Annotated in this window: 16 protein-coding genes; 13 read left to right on the top strand and 3 right to left on the bottom strand. The window is 37.3% G+C overall.

The genetic code is table 11. From position 1 onward, the window contains the following. Positions 1-427 precede the first annotated feature (427 nt). Positions 428-1,849 carry a hypothetical protein gene (locus tag AC2VNP_RS13865; RefSeq protein ID WP_486917898.1) on the top strand — a complete coding sequence of 474 codons (1,422 nt, stop codon included), beginning with the start codon at positions 428-430 and terminating at the stop codon, positions 1,847-1,849. 392 nt (positions 1,850-2,241) lie between these two features. On the opposite strand, the gene AC2VNP_RS13860 is transcribed toward AC2VNP_RS13865, so the two are convergent. After that, the gene (locus tag AC2VNP_RS13860; RefSeq protein WP_486917897.1) at positions 2,242-3,675 is read right to left on the bottom strand and encodes a carbon starvation CstA family protein; all 1,434 of its coding nucleotides are present in this window, start codon (positions 3,673-3,675) and stop codon (positions 2,242-2,244) included. Between the two features lie 480 nt (positions 3,676-4,155). Here AC2VNP_RS13860 and AC2VNP_RS13855 point away from each other — a divergent pair, with 480 nt between their 5' ends. Together AC2VNP_RS13855 and AC2VNP_RS13850 are read left to right on the top strand one after the other, a co-directional pair. Then, the gene (locus AC2VNP_RS13855; RefSeq protein WP_486917896.1) at positions 4,156-6,591 is read left to right on the top strand and encodes a S8 family peptidase; all 2,436 of its coding nucleotides are present in this window, start codon (positions 4,156-4,158) and stop codon (positions 6,589-6,591) included. Positions 6,592-6,681: 90 nt separating this feature from the next. After that, positions 6,682-7,200 (top strand): DUF6933 domain-containing protein, encoded by a 519-nt coding sequence (locus AC2VNP_RS13850; RefSeq protein ID WP_486917895.1) that lies wholly within the window; start codon positions 6,682-6,684, stop codon positions 7,198-7,200. 59 nt (positions 7,201-7,259) lie between these two features. Here the strand turns inward: AC2VNP_RS13850 and AC2VNP_RS13845 are convergent, their stop codons facing one another. After that, complete coding sequence (locus AC2VNP_RS13845; RefSeq protein ID WP_486917894.1) at positions 7,260-7,415, bottom strand: aspartyl-phosphate phosphatase Spo0E family protein; 156 nt, start codon at positions 7,413-7,415, stop codon at positions 7,260-7,262. A gap of 296 nt (positions 7,416-7,711) precedes the next feature. Between AC2VNP_RS13845 and AC2VNP_RS13840 the strand changes: the two genes are divergently transcribed. From AC2VNP_RS13840 to AC2VNP_RS13810, 7 genes are all read left to right on the top strand, one after another. Continuing rightward, a complete protein-coding gene (locus AC2VNP_RS13840; RefSeq protein WP_486917893.1) occupies positions 7,712-8,227 on the top strand; it encodes a hypothetical protein in 516 nt (171 codons plus the stop codon). Then, entirely contained in the window at positions 8,220-9,464 is a 1,245-nt protein-coding gene (locus tag AC2VNP_RS13835) for a glutathionylspermidine synthase family protein (protein WP_486917892.1), read from the top strand. The genes AC2VNP_RS13840 and AC2VNP_RS13835 overlap by 8 nt, the downstream gene beginning before the upstream one ends. Next, the gene (locus tag AC2VNP_RS13830) at positions 9,461-9,877 is read left to right on the top strand and encodes a DUF350 domain-containing protein (RefSeq protein ID WP_486917891.1); all 417 of its coding nucleotides are present in this window, start codon (positions 9,461-9,463) and stop codon (positions 9,875-9,877) included. The genes AC2VNP_RS13835 and AC2VNP_RS13830 overlap by 4 nt, the downstream gene beginning before the upstream one ends. Before the next feature lie 12 nt (positions 9,878-9,889). Continuing rightward, positions 9,890-11,134, top strand: a complete 1,245-nt coding sequence (locus AC2VNP_RS13825) for a glutathionylspermidine synthase family protein (protein ID WP_486917890.1) — start codon at positions 9,890-9,892, stop codon at positions 11,132-11,134. A gap of 91 nt (positions 11,135-11,225) precedes the next feature. Beyond that, entirely contained in the window at positions 11,226-12,245 is a 1,020-nt protein-coding gene (locus tag AC2VNP_RS13820) for a potassium channel family protein (RefSeq protein ID WP_486917889.1), read from the top strand. Positions 12,246-12,494: 249 nt separating this feature from the next. Continuing rightward, the gene (locus tag AC2VNP_RS13815; protein WP_486917888.1) at positions 12,495-13,073 is read left to right on the top strand and encodes an RNA polymerase sigma factor; all 579 of its coding nucleotides are present in this window, start codon (positions 12,495-12,497) and stop codon (positions 13,071-13,073) included. Continuing rightward, positions 13,051-13,842, top strand: coding sequence for a DUF4367 domain-containing protein (locus AC2VNP_RS13810; protein ID WP_486917887.1), 792 nt, complete (start codon positions 13,051-13,053; stop codon positions 13,840-13,842). The genes AC2VNP_RS13815 and AC2VNP_RS13810 overlap by 23 nt, the downstream gene beginning before the upstream one ends. Before the next feature lie 106 nt (positions 13,843-13,948). Here AC2VNP_RS13810 and AC2VNP_RS13805 read toward each other — a convergent pair whose 3' ends face one another. Further along, a complete protein-coding gene (locus AC2VNP_RS13805; RefSeq protein WP_486917886.1) occupies positions 13,949-14,440 on the bottom strand; it encodes a hypothetical protein in 492 nt (163 codons plus the stop codon). A gap of 216 nt (positions 14,441-14,656) precedes the next feature. On the opposite strand from AC2VNP_RS13805, the gene AC2VNP_RS13800 reads away from it, so the two are divergent. The 3 genes from AC2VNP_RS13800 to AC2VNP_RS13790 all read left to right on the top strand — a co-directional run bounded on the left by AC2VNP_RS13800 (position 14,657) and on the right by AC2VNP_RS13790 (position 16,729). Then, entirely contained in the window at positions 14,657-14,917 is a 261-nt protein-coding gene (locus AC2VNP_RS13800) for a hypothetical protein (RefSeq protein WP_486917885.1), read from the top strand. A gap of 107 nt (positions 14,918-15,024) precedes the next feature. After that, positions 15,025-15,831, top strand: coding sequence for a TrmB family transcriptional regulator (locus AC2VNP_RS13795; protein ID WP_486917884.1), 807 nt, complete (start codon positions 15,025-15,027; stop codon positions 15,829-15,831). Between the two features lie 127 nt (positions 15,832-15,958). Further along, positions 15,959-16,729, top strand: coding sequence for a cyclase family protein (locus AC2VNP_RS13790; RefSeq protein WP_486917883.1), 771 nt, complete (start codon positions 15,959-15,961; stop codon positions 16,727-16,729). Positions 16,730-16,744: the final 15 nt, after the last annotated feature.

The following is a 16,744-nucleotide window of genomic DNA, read 5'->3' as shown; positions in this document are numbered from 1 at the left end:
GAGCGCTAGAGGGAAAAACTAGGAGAAAACGCGAAGCAAAGAGCCGGATGGGTGAGCGATAGAGGAAAGAATTAGGAGAAAGCGTGAAGCAAAGAGCAAGATTGGTGAGCAATAGAGGGAAAAACTAGGAGAAAGCGTGAAGCAAAGAGCCGGATGGGTGCGCAGTAGAGGGGAAAATTAGGAGAAACCGTGAACCAAAGGATAGGATTGATGTGCGCTATATTTCTATCAATCTCTAAAAAAACTACTAATCTAGCAAAATTAGGGTAGCTAATAATGTTTCGTGCAAAAATAAAATAATTTTAATAATACAAACCTCCACGTGTATCCAATAGCGGTGAAATTTCATATATTATTTTAAAAATTAAACATGCATTCTTTATACAAGCAGTTGCAGCTAATACACCTAGAAGGGAGTAAAATGTTTATGGTAGAATTAACAGCTGCTCATTGGATGTACCTTTTTGGCACAACGGTTATTATATTGACGATGTTGTTTAGACAAAACGTAGTTGTTCCTGCGATCGTTGTAACTTTTTTAGTAGGGTGGATCTATACAGGTTCATTCGTTAGTGGGTTACAATCAATCTTCAATGCTAGTTTAACTGCCGCTGGAGAGCTCTTTAATATTTTTCTAATCATCGCGATTATGACGGCACTTCTCCACTCACTCAAGTCTATCGGTGCTGACCAACAAATGATAACCCCTTTTCAGCGCGTTATGAAAAATGGGCATATCTCGTTTTGGATCTTAGTATTCGTGACCTATTCCATTTCCTTATTCTTCTGGCCAACGCCTGCTGTACCGTTAGTTGGGGCCTTACTTATTCCTGTAGCTATTCGAGCAGGATTGCCGCCGATTGGAGCAGCGATCGCGATATCCTTAGCTGGTCAAGGGATGGCTTTATCCTCTGACTATGTTATCCAGATCGCCCCGATGTTAAGTGCAACGGCTGCTGGAGTAGAAGTGAGTGCGGTTGCCGACAAAGCTTTTCTATTATCGATTGTTACAGGGGTTGTTGCGATAACGCTTGCGTATTTATTTTTAAGAAAATCTATCTTAAGTCCATCTGATAAACATTTAATAAGTTGGGAAGCAATTAACTCATCGGTGGAAGATGAGGTAAAAGAAACGATAAAACAGAAGAAAGGGAAATCTAGTGTATTATTTGCAGTGCTCGTTCCTGTTTCGTTTCTCATCATTATCATCTACATGGTTTTGGCAAAATTTTCGAGCATAATTCCTTCCATTGAAGGCGGTTCGGGAGCAGCATTAATTGGTGGTACGGCTGCAGTTCTACTAATAGCCGCTACATTCTTTAAAAATGTGAAGCAAGCACTTGGAAATGTCAGTGACAATATTGTCAAAGGTTTTTTATTTGCCTTTAAAGCGATGGGGCCGGTTATTCCGATTGCAGGCTTTTTCTTTATCGGCAGCGGAGAATTATCAGCAAAAATTCTAGGTGTGGATAGTTCGCCATCATTTTTATTTGACCTTGTGCAAGCTGGGCAGCAACTCATTCCTGAAAGTGCATTTGTTGCAGGGTTCGGTATTCTCATTATAGGAATGATAACAGGTTTAGACGGTTCAGGGTTTTCAGGACTTCCTTTAGTTGGGGCGTTGTCAGGAGCATTAAGTCCGACTGTTGGAGTAGATGCGGCAACTTTAGCTTCGATCGGACAAATGGGGTCGATCTGGGTCGGCGGTGGAACATTAATTGCGTGGTCTTCACTTGTAGCCGTTGCTGGATTTGCTAAAGTTCCAGTGATGGAACTGGTTCGAAAGAGTTTTATACCTGTCGTGATAGGGTTGATCATTTCAACAACTTTAGGGTTAATATTCTTTTAATAATTATTTAAGGAGGTTGGCGTATGCCAGCCTTTATTGATTTGGAAGAAAGACTAAAAATGAGTTCCATGATACTAAGGACTTGTAAAAAGGACTAAGATTTAAAGTATGACCAGACGATCAATTTGGAACGATATGTAATAAATACAAATCGATTGGTGAGGACAATGAATCTAAAGAAATTATTTAGTGAAAATTGGGTGGTTTTTATTATCTTATTCTATGTGGTTTTTGTAGGTGGATTTGTGGGTGCATTAACACTGTTTGATATTTTCTTCCGGTAAAATATATTGGTAAATGGCTTATTGCATACTTAATATATAAAAAACGCTAGGAACTAAATCCTAGCGTTTACTGTATATCTAATCGTGAAGCTTCACCATAAAATCGTTTTAAGCCACATTTGATTTTTGTTCCAGGTTTGCCAGCTTGGTTTTTCTCATTTGTAAAATAAACCAAATAGCAACGATGGTTGTAACAACTAGACCAATGCCGACAGATACAGGATAAGGAAGACTAAATCCTTCTGGTGCGTAGAAGATGTACGTCCCAACAACACCTGTCATAAATAACGCAGGAATAGAGCAAATCCAGTGGAATTTCCCTTTTTGTAAGAGGTAAATAGCAGCTGTCCATAACATGACTGTAGCTACGACCTGGTTCGTCCAACCTACATATCTCCATAAGAAGGAGTAATCAATTTGTGTTAAATAAAAAGTAGGGATAATCACTGGGATAGCCAACAGTGATTGTTTCCACTTTGCGTCAAGCTTCCAGAAATTACGAAGTAAATCAACGAGCATCATTCGTGAAGATCGCAGTGCAGTATCACCAGTTGTAACAGGAAGAATAATTACCCCAATAATCGCAAGAATTCCCCCTAACGTTCCAAGCATCGACTTAGAGATGTGATCGACAACTCCGGCCGGACCACCTTCTGCAAGCATTGCTTGCAATCCACCTGTATTTCCAAAAAAGGTCATAGCTGCGGCAGCCCAAATCATCGCGATAATGGCTTCAACAATCATTGCCCCATAAAAAACTTTTCGCCCATCACTTTCTTTTTTCATCGTTCTAGCGATAATCGGACTTTGCGTCGAGTGGAAACCAGAAATCGCTCCACACGAAATCGTGATCATGATGAGAGGCCAAATCGGCAGCTCCTGTGGATGTAAATTTTCAAAAGTCAGATTAGGTATCGGTTGGTCTTGAAATAAGAGACCGATTCCAATGGCTAATGCCATGAAAATTAAGACCGCACCAAAGATCGGATAAATTCGTCCAATAATTTTATTAATAGGTAGTAAGGCAGCTACTAAAAAATAACCAAAGATTATGAAAATAGCGACCGTAAAACTAAGCGGTGTTACAGAAGATAATAATTGGGCTGGGCCTGCTGTAAAGGCAGCCGCTACTAAAATCATTAATATAATTGAAATGATGTTGATAATTGTTTGTGTAGTTGTCCCTAAATATCGACCAACAATCGAAGGATATTGGTCTCCACCATGTCGAACAGACATCATCCCAGCAAAATAATCGTGAACGGCACCTGCAAAAATAGCACCAACCACAATCCAAATAAAAGCAACTGGTCCATAAAGAGCTCCCATAATAGCCCCAAAGATTGGACCTAAACCTGCAATGTTCAATAGTTGAATTAAACTTCCTTTTGCCCAACTCATTGGCATGAAGTCGAGGCCGTCTTGCTTCGTGTAAGCAGGAGTTTTCCTATTGTCGTCGATCCCAAATACTTTTTCAACCATTTTAGAATAGAAAATGTAACCTAAAATAAGTAGTACGATAGATGCTAAAAACGTGATCATTTGTCTAATCTCCTTATATTACTATGTATGTATAATTTTATTACGTTATTTTACTAAAGTATTTATGGTGTGTAAACAATATTTAGAAAAATTATATTATTATTTATTTATGATGATTTCAGTATCTTGAGAAAGTTCGGTCGAGAAACGTAAAAAAGACAAAGTTCACTCCCTTGATAATCATTACTTATTACCTGGTTATTAAAACTGAAGATTACAAAATGTATGTAATAGTGTGAAAAGTAATATAAAAGTATGTAAGGAAATGAGGATAGTAGTAAATATCTACTCAAATCAAAGGGTGAACTTCGTCGAAACAAGAGGACCTTGGTACGGAAGGAAAACATTATTAGAAAGGAGTATTTACTACACTGTTCGAAATTTTCGAAATAATTAAATTCCTGTGTAGAGAGGAGGTTCGTGGAATAGAGCAAAACACTAGTTGTTTGAAATATAAAAAAGAGAGGATGTTTACAAAAGATGCACAAAAGAATATCTAAATCGGTCTTATGGCTACTGACATTAGCACTCATTTTATCGTCATTTAGTATGAGTGCCTTAGCAAACACAGGTAGTAAGCAGCAAGCAAAGGAACTAAAAATCGCTGAAATATTTGGCGATATTGAAATGGCTACGAATGCTCCTACAACGGTCATCGTTGAACTAAATGAACAGTCGATCGTTGAAGCTAAACATAAAGGTAAAAAACAAACAAAGCAAAAGTTAGCGACCGAAAGAGGAAAAGTCATTTCTGAACTCAAGAATAAGGTTGCTAACGCAGAAGTAAACCGTGAGTATGACCACGTATTTTCAGGATTTTCAGTAGAGCTTCCTGCAAACGAAATTCCACAATTATTAACAACACCAGGTGTTAAGGCAGTGTATCCGAATGTGGAGTACACAGTAGATACAGTTGGCGGCGAAGAAATTTCAGCTGAGGCATTTAGCCCGTTTATGATGGATAGCGCTCCATTTATTGGCTCAGATCTTGCCTGGGAAGCTGGTTACACAGGTGAAGGTGTGACTGTAGCGATTATCGATACAGGTACAGACTATACACATCCTGATTTAGCACATGCATTTGGCGACTATAAGGGATATGACTTCGTTGATAACAACGATGACCCGCAAGAAACACCTCCTGGTGACCCACGTGGGGGATCAACGAACCATGGTACACACGTTGCAGGGACAGTTGCTGCAAATGGATTTATTAAAGGGGTTGCACCAGACGCAACTTTATTAGCTTACCGTGTTCTTGGACCAGGTGGATCAGGAACAACAGAAAATGTTGTTGCTGGTATTGAACGAGCGGTTCAAGATGGTGCAGATATTATGAATCTATCATTAGGTAACACGCTAAACAACCCGGACTGGGCAACTTCGATTGCATTAGACTGGGCGATGGCTGAAGGCGTTGTTGCGGTAACATCAAACGGAAACAGCGGCCCAAACAACTGGACAGTTGGTTCTCCAGGAACTTCTCGTGATGCGATTTCTGTAGGGGCAACTCGTTTACCTTACAATGTATTTACTTCTGAAATATTTACTTCTGAAGGCGTAGAATATCCTTCTGCGAAAGTAATGGGCTTCCCAACTGAGGATGAATTATTGTCTTTAAATGAAGGTAAGTATAAGTTTGTCTATGTAGGTCTTGGATATCCTGCAGATTTTGAAGGCAAAGATCTTGAAGGAAAAATCGCCTTAATTAGTCGCGGGGAGTTTGCATTTGTTGATAAAGCGACGAATGCTAAAAACGCAGGTGCTGTAGGCGCAATTATTTTTAACAATGTTGAAGGAGAGCATCCAGATGTTCCGGGTATGGCAGTACCAACAATTAAAACGACATTAGCTGACGGACAAAAGTTACTTGCTGAACTAGAAGCAGGAAACAAGACGATTTCTTTTGACATTGAGTTTGCTTATGAAATTGATGAAACTGTTGCGGACTTCTCTTCTCGCGGACCTGTTATGGAAACTTGGATGATCAAGCCAGATGTTTCTGCGCCTGGTGTAAACATTACAAGTACAATTCCGACACATAACCCTGACAACCCACACGGTTATGGTGCATTCCAAGGAACATCAATGTCAGCACCACACGTAGCAGGTGCAGCAGCATTAATCTTACAAGCTAACCCGGCTTGGGGTGTTGATAATGTAAAAGCAGCGTTAATGAACACAGCAGAAGACATGATCAACCCAGCGACAGGGAAAGTCTATCCACATAACACACAAGGTGCTGGAAGTATTCGCGTGTTAGATGCAATCAATACTAAGACTCTAGTAGCTCCTGGCAGCCACTCTTTCGGTAAGTTTGTCAAAGACACAGGTAGACAAGTAGAGCGTCAAAGCTTTGAAATTCAAAATCTATCAAATGAAAGAAAATCTGTAAGCTTTGAAGTTGAATTTGCTGGTAACCCGGACGGCATTAAAGTGATGACGAGTAACAATTTAAATGTTCAACCTGGTAAAAGGCAACAAGTGAATTTCAACGTTCAAGTGGATACTTCTAACTTAGAGAAAGGTTATTATGAGGGGACAATTAAAGTAAGTGATGGCGAAAATACTATTAATGTTCCGACTATCCTATTCGTAAAAGAACCTGATTACCCTCGCGTAACCGGTGCTTTCATGGGTAAAGAAGATGATGGAAATTATTATGTTGGCTCCTATCTACCAGGTGGTGCAGAAGAATTGGAGTACGATTTGTATGTATTCAATGCTAATGGTACTATTGGTGCTTTCTTAGGAACAATAGGCGAATTTGCTAACGTTCCAGCCCCAATCCATGAATTTAACTGGGATGGTAACATTGATGGAGAACATCTTCCAAACGGGCAATATGTACTTGCAGTTTACGTTGAGCAAGGTGGAGTTACTGAGTATAGAGCATATCTAGTAACTAAAGACTAATAGAGCTCAAACGATCCTTATAGTTCATCTATAAGGATCGTTTTTTATCCCTGCAAATCTTTGCTATAATGGACACAAATAATAACAGAGGTGATAGATTTGCTCACCATCCAATGTACGAAAAAACTACAAGAGACTCTTAAGGCTCCGATCTCGGATATAATTGATTTGAATAACGAGCCACTATATTCATGGCATGCACATCTGTTTCTTTACAAGAGAAAGAAATGTATGTTAGTGATGAACAACGTTTCTCGTTATAACTTTCTATTGTTTGGCTTAAAAGCTAGTGATTTCAAGCAGCTTGATCAAATCGTTATGGAAGAAATGAAGCGTAATATGGTAGCTGATGGAATTGACGAACTTACGGTACAAAAATACATGAAAAATTGCCAGTCGGTTACTTATACGAAAACGAGTGAGCGAACCATAATTAGTCAAATAAATGAAATGATCAGCGTCGTCAAATACTGGATGGAAATCCGAGAACACGAAGGGAAGGAAATCAACATTGACGAGATTAATCGAAAACTTAATCGTTTTGTTATGCTGAGGCTCCCCAAATCCTATTCTGGAGAAACAATGATGGATGAATTACAATATTTGTAATCTCTCGCCAATTAACAGAAAAGCAACTCCACCTTTTTATAGAGGGGGAGTTGCCTATATTAATGATAATTTTTGCTTTTTTCCAGTGTGTTTAACAGCTGATCGAGTTCTTGACTGCTTTTAATAGTGATCTCAGAGGATAATCCATATTTTTTTCCGTAATTTACTAATTCATTTCGTTTAAGTTCAATCGTTTGCATTAGACTTGTAGGCATTTCTTCGTAGGCCCCCCCATATTCTTTTTCTTTCTCTCTAAAATAAAATTTAGTAAATATTTCGATAAATGGGTACTAAAATCCTATTAGAAATAAAAATATTTTAAAAAAACTTTTCTACATTTTTCCGCATCAAATGACCTATAAAAAATGACTATATCACTAGTTCGATCAGGTTTCTAAAAACTGATTTATTTATAAAACTATTTTTGCTCAAATGTTGGACTACTGATAGAATTTAATAGTTCTGAAACTTTTCTTATAGTGTTTCGTAAGTAGTACGGGAGGTGTAAATCATGAAAAAACCAAAAACGGATAAACTTCTTAAGGGAATTGTTGGAACAAGTGTCGCTCTTTTCGGTTTAGCGGGCTGTTCCACGAGTTCTCAAGAGGAATTATTTTCAGTTCCAGAGGATTCTCATACTCATAATCAGGCTGTAAATCCTGGCCCACCGCCATCTCCAGATGAAGCAGATTGCGATACGTGGACGTGGGATGCTGAAGGCGAAGTCTATCAATGTGTCCAAGAGGGGTCAGAGAATTATGGGCACTATTATTCAGGAGGCAGTTGGTTTCCGACAATAGCGGCATTTATGGCTGGGCAAGCGATCGGAAGAAATAGTTCCAATCAGTCGAATGTAAATAATACACAAAGACGTCAGGAACCAGCTGGGACAACGACGAATCAACAAGGGGTTAATCAAAACAATCAAACGACAACAGGTCAACAAACGAATCGTTCAAGCACAAATTCAGGTCAAGTAACCAATTCAAGATCTGGGATGGGTAGTGGTGGTAGTTTTGGTGGATAAACAATACAGTGAACGTAATGCCTTTTACAAGCAGATTCCGATGTTTTGGGATCGGTTATACGGAACGGAATACGCTTTGTACGATTGTCATTTCATTTCAACAGTTGAAGCGGCTGAAGTAAGAAGGGCGACGAATGATGCTTATTCAATTTATAAAAAACTTAATCTCCTTTTAAAGAATGCACCTGATGAAACTTTATTAGATTTAGGGTTTCCAGAGAGTGCGTTACCTTTTTTACGGATCGCACAAATTCCTTACGAAACAGTGATTGGTCGCTTTGATTTTGTAAAAACAATCGAAGGATTAAAGCTAATTGAATTCAATTCCGATACGCCTACGTTTATTCGTGAATTGTTTGAAGTGAACGGGCTCGTATGCAAACGATTCGGTGTAAGTAATCCCAATGAGAATGAGGAAGCTTATTTAGGAAAATCAATTCGAAATAGTATTTTTCATTGTGCACAATCAATTGGTGTCAAAGGGCATCCGTATGTTGTGTTTACTGCTCATGAAGATGATATTGAAGACCGTGAAACGATGAACTATTTAATGGCTGTTGCCCAAATTAAGGGCACTGTATTTATTCCCCTGCGAGATCTGCAAGTCGTAGAAGGCCAGGGCGTATTTGATCCAAATGGAAAGAAAATTGATATCGTCTATCGTCATACATATCCTTTAGAAGCACTATTAGAAGATAAGACGAGTGATGATTTTCCGATTGGTATTGAATTTATGAAATTAGTCGAGCAGAAAAAAGTCGGGATGTTAAATCCAGTGTCTGCGTTTTTAATGCAAAGTAAAGCCGTCATGGCAGTTATATGGGGAATGTTTGAACAACGTCATCCATTTTTTAGTGAAGAAGATTACGCTATCATTGAAAGATATTTTTTACCTACTTATTTAGATGAAGATCCGTTTTACGATACTGATGAGACTTACGTTTCCAAACCAGCCTTTGGACGTGAAGGCGATACGGTTGAAGTGCGACAAAATAATAATACAATCTATGCTCCAAAGCAAAAAACGTATGATCAATATGTAAAGGTGTTCCAAAAGTATGTTGATCTTCCGGAAACGGTGATCCAACCAGAAGAGGGATCTAAAAGCGCGCACTTATTAATCGGCAGTTTTATCATCAATGAAAAACCGAGTGCGTTTGGTTTTCGAGCAGGCGATAAAATTACAAATAACTTATCATATTTCTTACCTTGTGGTGTGAAAGGAGAAAGTGAATGAATTTAACCTATTATTTACAAACTTTTGATCATTTTTTAATCTACTTAGCAGCGTCATTAGTATTATTTTTGATTGGTACTTATATTTTTAAATTAATTACCCCATACTCTGAACGAGCACTTATTAAAGAAGGGAATATAGCCGTTTCTCTTAAACTATTAGGTAAGATGGCAGGTCTTGTCGTTGTTCTTCAATCGGCGATCCGGAGTTCGATCAATCTAGTGGATTTAGCGATTTGGGCCATTATTGCTATTATTGTGCAAATTGTGCTTCACTTAGTCATTGAGTATGTTCTTACTCGAAATACGAATTTGGCGAAAGAAGTGGAAAAAGGAAATGTTGCTGTTGGTCTTTTATTAGGTGGTGTTTCTATTCTAGTCGGTATGATTGTTGCTGCAGCTATAAGTTATTAAAGGAGGTCCTCAATGCTTCCATACCAATCATTAACAAAGCCGTTTCACCCGGAAACATATTTAAAATCCTGGGAAGCAGTAGAAAAGAAAGTAGCGGAAAAAGGCTTTACATGGGCAAGTTTATATGAAAATTATGAAGACAATCAATATATGAGTGACTCTTTATTACTTGTTCCAGAAAAGATGGTTCGCGAAATTGAAAATGCGTCAAGAGCGGCCCATGATATCTTTACGAAGACGTACGAGCAAATTGTAAAAAATCCACATACGATACATGAGTTAGGTTTGCCAATTATGCTGTGGGACTTATTTCAGAAGCTAGGTAAGACAAAATTTTCTTACTTTACGAGATATGATTTTATTGCGTCAGCTAGCGGTTTAAAAATAATCGAGGCTAATACCGATACACCCGTAGGCATAGTAGAATCAGCTATTGCACAAGAGGTTCTTTGTAATGAACATAAGAGTAATAATCCAAACGGACACATTAACCAAAAAGTGAAAAGTACATGGGAGCAAATCATTCGTGATTATGACATTCGCAGCAGCGACACGCTCTATTTTACGTGTGCGGATTGGCACGATGAAGATAAACAAACCGTGAAATATTTAATGAAATTGTATCCTCAGCAAGCGAAATATGTTCCGCTTGAACAAATTGTAGTAGATAAAGAGGGTGTGAAAACGCCTGATGGTGCTTCGATTGAATTTTTATATCGTCTCTATCCATTAGAATACTTTTTAGAAGAGCAAAGTGGTACGGGTGAACCAATTGGTGAACAATTTTTAGTTCATATTATCAATAATAAATTGAAGGTTATTAATCCGCCTGCTGCACTACTTATGCAATCAAAAGCGATATTAGCACTCATTACAGCCAAAAAAGATGAGTGGTATACGAGAATGGAACAGGCTGCGATCGAAAAATATTTTTTACCAACTTATTTTTCTGCTGATCCGTTAAGGGATACTTATGTTAAAAAACCAGTATTAGGTCGAGAAGGTGGAGGCATCCGTGTTGTTACGAACGGGAGAATTCTCGATGAGGATGTTGACTACTATCAAGATCAACAAGCGGTTTATCAACAATATTTCCCGATGCCCGATCAAACGATTGATACATGGGATGGTCCATATATTGGAAAGTTATTAATTGGTTCTCACGTTATGAACGGTGAACCAAGTGGGTTATTCTTCCGAGTTGGCGGCTTAATAACAGGTAACTTATCGATGTTTGTGCCGTACACAACGGCTTGATGTGAAATTCTAACTCATTCAATGAACGGGAAGAATTAGCTTCCCGTTTTCATTGGTTCATCGATTTTTATAAATGAAAGGGGGGATAGAGTTGCATTTTTTTCTGAAAATAAGTCTTGGCTTAATTAAAATGAGGAATTTAACGTTATTTATTACATCTCTAGTTTTTATTATTTTATGTAGCATTATTATGTACTTGTTGGAACCAAATACATTTGAAAGTGTTTTGAATACGTTTTATTTTGTGATGACGACTTTTTCAACGGTGGGATACGGCGATTATTCTCCTGTCACGATGGCTGGCAAAATGTTTGCGGTCTTTATGTATTTATTTGGTATTGGTTTGCTAGGGGTCGTAATTGGAAAAATCGTAGATGCATTCACGATCTTTAGGAGAAAAAGGGAGGAAGGGAAGTTGAGCTATATCAAAGAAGACCACGTTATTATTATTGGTTGGGGAAAGAAAACGGACTTTGCTGTTAAAGAAATTCTGGACTCTGATCAACAGGTAGAGGTCATTATTATAGACACTCTACAGCAGGCACCGATCGATGTTTCAAATAATCGTATCCATTATATACAAGGAGACCCTACTGAAGAAGAAACGTATGAAAAAGCAAATATTGAAAAGGCCCGTGCTGTTATTGTGTTTGCAGATGATACGATTCAAGATGGCTCATTGAAAGATGCGAAAACGCTATTAGTTGCGATTACTGTTGATCGCTTGGCACCAGATGTACATACTACAGTTGAAGTGTTAACCGAAAAACATATTTCCAACTTCTCTCATGTACGAGTAGATGAGTTTATATTATCGCAAGAAACAATATCTAGCTTAGCGGTTCGATCAGCGATGTATAAAGGGGTAAGTAAAGTTTATTCCCAATTAATCAGCAGGCAGCACGGTGAAGATTTGTACAAAGTGACGAAAAAGGAAAATTGGGTGACGTACAATGATGCGTTTCAGGAGTTACTTTCAAAGGGAGCAACATTGATTGCTGACCGGGATCAACTCAATATAAATAGAAGATTACAAGAGAAAATTCCAGACGAAGCGGTGTTATATATCATTTGTAACAAAGAAACTTACAAGGCGTTGTCAGAAAAGTAATAGCTTTTAAAATTTCGTCTTAGTAGGTCCAATCTAGGCAATTCTATAAAGTGTTCGGATAATTTATCATACAAAGAGTTCTCGAATTTCCTGTTTGGATCGAGAACTTTTTTGGGTGTTCTTCATAGATTTTATAAAGAATTTTTATACTTAACAAAATATGAAATGACATATCAATAAATACATAATTTGCTACAATTGGTATAGTTAGTAGAAAAAAGAGATATTATTTCCAAGATGGGAGAAACTATGAAAAAGTTCATTTTATCTTTTTTTAATAAAAAAGCAAATCATACGTTAGATTTGTCGACTCAAAAAGTCATTTATAATCAATATTATCCTTGTATTTATCGTACGGCTTATCGATATTGTGCCGATGAGAATATCGCTAAAGATATTGTTCAAGAAACATTTATTCGCGCTTTTAAATACATATCTACTTATGAGGAAAAGGAAAATACTAGCTTTGAAGCATGGCTAGTTACGATTGCTAGAAATGAAGCATTAAAATATTTAAAAAGCGTTAGCAAGCGTAACGAAATGCTGAAAGAAGAAATTGAATTAACTGAAGAGCATTCGTCAATTGAAACGGAGATCATGAATCGAATAACGATAGAAGAGTTACAAGAGATCATTTGTGACCTTCCAGAGATCTCAAGGGTCATCTTTTTACTACGGTATGTACATGATCTGTCTTACAAAGAGATTTCGGAGCGTCTTAACCTTCAAGAAAATACAGTCAGGCAACGAGCTTTTCGAGTAAGAAACTTTATTCAAAAAGGTATGAAAAATGAGGGGGATCAAGATGAACAGTCCAAAATGGGATAATGAAATTAAAAATGCAGCAAAAAAAGCATTGAATGATACGAATATTCCTCTACCTGATAAAGAAGAAATATGGGATTGCATTCAGATTAAACTAAAGAAAGAACAACAAGTCCAAATCAAAAAAAATAACATAAAGAAATACAGTGGTTTGTTTGCAGCAAGCATTTTATTAATTTTATTATTAGCAAGCCCAACTGGATCTTCCGCTTTTTCAAGTGTCGTACATGTCGTTAATCAATGGAAAGACAATGTCGTTCAGTTTGTCGTACAAACTGACCAAACGGATGAAGGAGCAGCACTAACTCCAGCCCCAGGTGAAGAGTTTGTATTGAATGAAAACGAACAAGAAGCCATTTTAACAGAGTCACAAATAAAAGAAGTGGACCTAGACACAGGGAAAGCGATGGTTAAATTTGATGCTTTATTTCCCATAGAAGATAAATTACTCGGCTCATACGAACTTGAGAAAGTGAGAGTATGGACGAATTCTCAAGAGACTAGTGCTGAGAAGATAGAATTAGCTTATTCTGATGGGGAATTTTGGTTTTCTATTTTACAAGAAAAAATACCAGAACACTTTAGCAGAAGTATTGAATATAATCTAGATCAGGCTGAAGTGAGTGAAGTGACGATCGGACATCTCCCAGGAACCGTAGTTGTGTCCAATAATATAACTAATCTAGAGTATATCTCAGGTAATAATTATATTACGATTTTTGGAACATTATCTCAAGAAGAAGCTACTAATGTTGCCAACCAATTAAAGTAACAGTGGGTGGATTATATTGAAATAATTAAGGCCCAGCCAATACCGTCAAAACGTCGTGGCTGGGCTTTGTTTTGCTGTTTTCTACTAATTGCAATTAGTTCATCTTTTAAAGTGGAACTAAAATATGTCTACTGTACCGTGTGACTAGTTCGGTGGTCCTGCCGGATCGAACATAGTGTAAAGTACGCGCACGGTAATAATAGCCTTTTGTTACAACATAACTTTGTGAGGCAGAAGTGAAATACCAATTATAATCGATAAAGGGACCTCTTGAACCAATTGTATTCCATTTAGATCCATCCCATCGTTGAATATCAAGAGTAATCCGTAACTCATCTACCGTTCTAGTCGTATACGTATCCCCGGAAATCCGAACCGTATTATTATTTCTGGAAATACTGCTATATGCATTACTAATAAGAGATGATGATGTACTAAAAGTAGCACTTAATTCCTCATTATCTTCATATTCAATTGGCGGTGGGGGAGTTAAAGCACCTGCCTCCAACTGGTCTTCCACCGCTATTGTACTTGTCGTCCAGGTGAAAACAGCAAAAGAAAATAAACAAAACAAAAAGCCCGTTCGAATTAGAAACATGAAATAATTCCTCCTTATTAAGTGATTCAATTTACTAATCTACTAAAACATTAACTTGTTACGAAAAATTTCAGAAATTATATTTGAGTTTAGAAAAAAAACATATGATTTTATTGCCGAACGCCAAAAAGTTTTTAATTTAGTGTAACAAAAGAGAGGCTTTAGCGATTAATTTTAATAGAGTTGATGTTTGTTTAATTAAAGGAGATGGTAGTAATGAAACTTATTATCGGTAATAACTTAAGTGATGCAATCATTGAAGTAGATACAATAATTAAAGGGAAAGTAAAGGGTGACATTCAGGTACTAAGTGGGGCAAAACTATTTTTGTACGCTGAACTGACAGGTGATCTGTACCTAAGAAAACATTCAACAGTCAGTATATATAATTCAATTGATGGTACGGTTTATAATGATGGTGGAATAGTGGAAGGTGAACAACGATTACTAAGAAAGGTCGATATATTAAGTAGTTAAATTAATTATAATAAGAAGCGTATGTTGAGGTTAAAAGAAGATATTTTTTCTAACATATTATTGACATCATACTACCCTAGTAGTAAAATACATTTTAGGTGAATATTATGAAAAATCAGAATATTATTAACTCATTAAAGAACAATGGTTTTACTGAATATGAAGCAAAGGTTTACCTATCCCTGTTAAAAAGTTATCCCGCTAATGGGAATATGATAGCTAAATCTTCTGGGGTACCAGGACCCAAAGTATACGAAACATTAAGGAAAATGCAAGAAAAAGGCTATGTCTTCCTACTAAAAAGTGGAGATAAATCAACAAGTAAGCGTTATTGTCCGTTACCTTATGAAGATTTGTTAGCATCATTTGAAAAAGAGTTTACCGAGAATTTAAATTTACTTCATACATCCTTTGAACAGATTTCGAATAGCAGTGACGAAGAATGGAGCGAATTGTTTCATATGGAAGGATATGAAACTTCGATTGAAGTAATTAAAAATGAAATTGACCAGTCGAGTCAGGAAATCATAATGAGTTGCTGGGCAAAAGAATTTGATGCGCTTTTTTCTCATTTAGCAGCTGCACAGAAACGTGGGGTAAAAGTTGTCACTATGATATTCGATCAAACCACAACCCCAATTCCTTGGTGTCACTTTTTTCATTATCCAAGTACAAAAGTTGATGACCGCCATTTCGGAGAATTAAGTATTGTTCTTGATGACAAAAAAGTAATTGTCTTCGAGGCCAAGTCAGCGAAGTCTAGTGGAGTTGTATCCAGTCATCAGTCAATGGTTAAAACAACACGAAATTATATTAGACATGATATTTATGTGAATAGAATAATGAATGATTTTGATCAGAATTTAAAGAAATTATACGGGGAACAACTAGAAAGGTTAATAGATGACTTTTAGCATTAATCTTAAAGGAGGTGATTAAGTTTAAGTATAGGCAAACCTATCAACTTAATTTCTTCGCAAGAAAAAAATGTAAGCGCTTTCTATCGAACTCTATTCAAAAAATAAACTTTAGGAGGAAAATATGAACAGAAATCAGTTGAAAATTATTGATCTCAGTATACCCTTGGATAGTGAAGCGAAGGAGCCGTTTCCACCGCAAATCTCTTATTCTGAACATAAGGAAGGGGCTGAACAGGCAGCACAACTTCTAGGGCTAAAGGCAGAAGATTTTCCGGACGGAGAGGCATGGGCAGTTGAGACCGTTACATTATCAACACATACGGGAACTCATGTCGATGCGCCTTGGCATTACGCTGCAAAAACAAATGGAGAACGATCAAGGACGATAGACGAATTACCTTTAGAGTGGTTTTACGGTAATGGAGTGTTGTTTGATTTCAGTACGAAGCCAGAAGGTTATGAAATTCAAATTTCAGATTTAGAAGAACAGTTAAATGAAATGAATTATGAATTAAAACCATACGATATCGTGCTTATTCGAACAGATGCAGATAAAAAGTACTATCAAGAAAACTACGCTAGTGTTCACGCAGGAGTGTCAGCGGATGCAACAAAGTGGTTAATGAGTAAAGGTATTAAAGTCATGGGTACAGACGGATGGGGATGGGATATCCCGTTATATTTACAAGCTAAGGATTATCTCCAAAACCCTAGAGAAGGAGTACTTTGGGCAGCTCATTTTGCAGGAAAGGAACAAGAATACTGTCAAATTGAGAAACTAGCTAATTTAGATCAATTGCCACAACGTTTTGGATTTAAGGTGGCTGTCTTTCCAGTAAAAATTAAAGGCGCAAGTGGAGGTTGGGCGAGACCAGTAGCAATTTTTGATTAAGAAGGGAGATAGAAT

This window comes from Alkalihalobacterium sp. TH-98, from assembly GCF_057473385.1.
Note: the sequence above shows the minus strand (reverse complement) of the source record. Positions and strands in the feature narration are given on the sequence as shown.

What these genes read in the sequence shown, in the direction of transcription:
- AC2VNP_RS13865 (WP_486917898.1), top strand. Translation starts at nt 428, where the DNA reads ATGGTAGAATTAACAGCTGCTCATTGGATGTACCTTTTTGGCACAACG.
- AC2VNP_RS13860 (WP_486917897.1), bottom strand. Translation starts at nt 3,675, where the DNA reads ATGATCACGTTTTTAGCATCTATCGTACTACTTATTTTAGGTTACATT.
- AC2VNP_RS13855 (WP_486917896.1), top strand. Translation starts at nt 4,156, where the DNA reads ATGCACAAAAGAATATCTAAATCGGTCTTATGGCTACTGACATTAGCA.
- AC2VNP_RS13845 (WP_486917894.1), bottom strand. Translation starts at nt 7,415, where the DNA reads ATGCCTACAAGTCTAATGCAAACGATTGAACTTAAACGAAATGAATTA.
- AC2VNP_RS13840 (WP_486917893.1), top strand. Translation starts at nt 7,712, where the DNA reads ATGAAAAAACCAAAAACGGATAAACTTCTTAAGGGAATTGTTGGAACA.
- AC2VNP_RS13830 (WP_486917891.1), top strand. Translation starts at nt 9,461, where the DNA reads ATGAATTTAACCTATTATTTACAAACTTTTGATCATTTTTTAATCTAC.
- AC2VNP_RS13825 (WP_486917890.1), top strand. Translation starts at nt 9,890, where the DNA reads ATGCTTCCATACCAATCATTAACAAAGCCGTTTCACCCGGAAACATAT.
- AC2VNP_RS13815 (WP_486917888.1), top strand. Translation starts at nt 12,495, where the DNA reads ATGAAAAAGTTCATTTTATCTTTTTTTAATAAAAAAGCAAATCATACG.
- AC2VNP_RS13810 (WP_486917887.1), top strand. Translation starts at nt 13,051, where the DNA reads ATGAACAGTCCAAAATGGGATAATGAAATTAAAAATGCAGCAAAAAAA.
- AC2VNP_RS13805 (WP_486917886.1), bottom strand. Translation starts at nt 14,440, where the DNA reads ATGTTTCTAATTCGAACGGGCTTTTTGTTTTGTTTATTTTCTTTTGCT.
- AC2VNP_RS13800 (WP_486917885.1), top strand. Translation starts at nt 14,657, where the DNA reads ATGAAACTTATTATCGGTAATAACTTAAGTGATGCAATCATTGAAGTA.
- AC2VNP_RS13795 (WP_486917884.1), top strand. Translation starts at nt 15,025, where the DNA reads ATGAAAAATCAGAATATTATTAACTCATTAAAGAACAATGGTTTTACT.
- AC2VNP_RS13790 (WP_486917883.1), top strand. Translation starts at nt 15,959, where the DNA reads ATGAACAGAAATCAGTTGAAAATTATTGATCTCAGTATACCCTTGGAT.